The 3,180-nt window shown below is 54.2% G+C and carries 2 protein-coding genes and 1 rRNA gene; all 3 read left to right on the top strand.

Annotated elements, in window-relative coordinates; all coding sequences use genetic code 11:
• Positions 1–62 precede the first annotated feature (62 nt).
• Positions 63–178 (top strand): 5S ribosomal RNA (gene rrf, locus A3754_RS19460).
• Between the two features lie 869 nt (positions 179–1,047).
• Positions 1,048–2,730 (top strand): AMP-binding protein, encoded by a 1,683-nt coding sequence (locus tag A3754_RS19455; protein WP_063521021.1) that lies wholly within the window; start codon positions 1,048–1,050, stop codon positions 2,728–2,730.
• Between the two features lie 5 nt (positions 2,731–2,735).
• Positions 2,736–3,180, top strand: a 445-nt coding sequence (locus A3754_RS19450; RefSeq protein WP_156497100.1) for an HTH domain-containing protein, incomplete at its 3' end; no start/stop codon positions are given.

Raw genomic sequence — 3,180 nt, 5'->3', positions numbered from 1 at the left:
AGAACACCGGTAAGGCAACCTATTTGGTCATCCTGATTATTCAGGACAACCAAACCAGTTTGCCTGACGACCATAGAATGTTGGAACCACCTGATCCCATGCCGAACTCAGAAGTGAAACGACATATCGCCGATGGTAGTGTGGGGCTTCCCCATGTGAGAGTAGGTCATCGTCAGGCTCTTAAACCAAACAAAAGACCCCCGCCACGAAAGTGACGGGGGTTTTTTGTTTGGTTTAAGATACGGTGAACTCCTCTCCCTACCTCGCGGCGAAGCCGCCATCCCCTCAAGGGGGACCGAGGTGTGACAAGCGATGCTCCGCAGGAGCCAGTTTGGTGCGCCGCAGGCGTCCCGAAGGGGGTAGCGAGCATGCTCGCTACCTAAATAGGTCATCGTCAGGCTCTTAAAGAAACAGATAATCCTTGTCGCGCAAGTGTCGGTTTGTTTGTTTGCTCACTGGAAGCCCGCACTCTCCCCTCAATCTGCCTCATTTTGCTTTCCGGCACTGCTCCTCTTGTGCCTTAAGGCTGTGTGCCTGGCTATGTGAGCGACGTGGGGTGGCAGTGTGCAACAAAATCAACCTGCTTGTTTATTTCCCAGGTCAAGAGCTGCGCTGCTGATGCGTTGGCCGCGATCGGTCCGTTTGTTGCTGCTTCTGGTCTGAATTTTGTTCAGGCATCCTTTCGATGAGGAGGGCGCTCTATTGCTCTTTATCCTTCGGCGGTAAGGCTCTACTCTTGGTGCGGTGCCAGTGTGTATTCCTACAGTAAACAAGCGTTTACCGGTGCTTTCGGGGCTGTGAAAGACTCCATTGCGGCGGGGGAAAGTGGTATGGTTGGGGTTTGCTGTTTGGGGATGACAGTGGGATAGGTGGGCAGCGGGAGGTGCTCCGGTTCTATGCGGGCGCCTTCTGGGACTTGAGCAGTCAAGGTGATGCTTTATCTGCTGGATCATCTTTAAAGGAATTCGCAGGGGTGCCTGCTCCGGTTTGCCGTTCGTTGGGCGGGCCGTTTCATTGACATTTTAGACTCGGGAAAGGTTGAGAATTATGACAACAGGAAAGAGTGTGATGACTCCGCTGCAGGCTCTGGCTCAGCGTCGTTCGCAACACGGCGATGCCGTGGCATTTGTTCAGCCTCTGGGTGGTGGTGAGCTGCGTGAATACACCTGGAAACAGGTGGATGAAGAGGCGCGCAAGATTGCTGCCTATCTGCAATCTCAGGGGATGAAGAAGGGCGACCACGTTGCGCTGGTGTCCAAGAACTGTGCCGAGTGGATTATCACTGACGTGGCAATCTGGATGGCGGGCGGTGTCAGCGTGCCTTTGTATCCGACGTTGGTGGCCGAAACAGTGCGTCAGATCATGGAGCATAGTGAGTCCAAGTTTCTGTTTGTGGGCAAGCTCGATGACTGGGACATGATGAAAGCGGGTGTGCCTGATGGTGTGCAGCAGATTGCGTTGAGTCTGGCGCCGGATGATGCGTTGCAAGCCTTCCCAAAATGGCCGGATATTATTCGCGATACTGCGCCTCTGGCTGAGATTAATGTGCCGGACCTGAAGGATCTCGCAACTATCGTTTACACCTCTGGCACCACTGGTATGCCCAAGGGTGTGATGCACGACTTTGAGAGTCTTTCCGCCGTCGGGGAGAAGATGATCAAGGTGTACGACCTTAAGCCTGACGAACGCATGATTTCTTACTTGCCTCTGTCTCATGTGGCTGAGCGCGTGGCAGTGGAAATCGCGGTGCTGTATGTGGGTAACAAAATCTTTTTTGCCGAGTCTCTGGATACCTTTGGCGAAGATATCAAGCGGGCACAACCAACGGTATTTTTTGCTGTGCCGCGGATCTGGTCCAAGTTTTACCAGAAGGCTTCAGAAGCCGTGCCGCCGAAAAAACTCAACCGATTGCTCAAAATTCCTTTCCTCAACAAAATCATCAAGAAAAAAGTGCTTGGTGCCATGGGGCTGGATGAGTGCCGTATTGCGCTGTCGGGTGCCGCCGCGCTGTCACCTGAGATTATTACCTGGTTCAAGAAACTGGATCTGGAAATTCTCGAAGTTTACGGCATGACAGAAAACCTGGCGTGGTCGCACACCACCGAAGAGGGCGACCAACAAATTGGTTGGGTGGGCACACCCAATGATGGGGTTGAATGCCGTATCGGAGAAGGTGGCGAAATTCTCGTGCGCAGCTTGGGGAATATGAAGGGTTACTACAAGCAGCCTGAGAAGACAGCGGAAGATCTGACCGAAGACGGTTGGTTGCGCACGGGCGATGTGGGTGAAATCGACGGCAAGGGCCGTTTGCGCATCACTGGTCGCGTGAAAGAGATTTTCAAAACGGAAAAGGGCAAATATGTGGCGCCAGCGCCGATCGAGAATCGACTGTCTACCATGCCGGGTCTCGAGCTGGCTTGTGTAATCGGCGAGGGTATGGGGCAGCCGGTTGCCTTGCTTAACATTACTCCGGAAGAGCAGGAGCGTTTGAGTAAGGGCAGTGAGAAGGAGCACTTTACCAAGGAGCTGGAGAAACTGCTCGCTCGCGTCAACGAGGTGTTGGACCCTCACGAGCGTATGACCACGTTGATCGTGTGCAAAGATGCCTGGAGTGTCGAAAATAACCTGATCACCCCGACATTGAAGCTCAAGCGCAATGAAATCGAAAAACGTTACGCTGATGATATTGCTCAGTGGTCCAAGACGCGCGGGGTTGTTTGGGAGGCTTGAGCACGATGAAAGAGGCGGATCAGTCGCTGGTCCGTCTTCTCGCCGATGGTAACTTTCGTTCCGGTTCAGAGCTTGGGGAGGTGTTGGGTATTTCCCGGGCTGGGGTCTGGAAGCGAGTCCAGCGCCTTGCGGATTTCGGTCTTACTCTGGAATCTGTGAAAGGCAAAGGTTATCGGCTGGCTCAGCCACTGGAGTTGATCGATTCCGATATTGTGCAGCGCCGTCTCGGCGGTGCTGCGGACCTGCATTATCAGTGGGTCACCGGTTCTACCAACGCGGATGCCCTGGCATTGGTAGGGCCTGTTTCCCATCCCCAGGTATTTATCACCGAATGCCAGTTGGCGGGCCGCGGTCGCCGCGGCCGAGTCTGGCAGTCTCCGTTCGCCGCTAATCTGTACGTTTCTGTTCGGTACACGTTGCCTGGAGGCTTTGCCGCCTTGGGAGGGCTGA

The organism is Alcanivorax sp. HI0083, assembly GCF_001635175.1.
The sequence above is the reverse complement of the archived record's forward strand: the minus strand, read 5'-3'. Positions and strand labels throughout refer to the sequence as shown.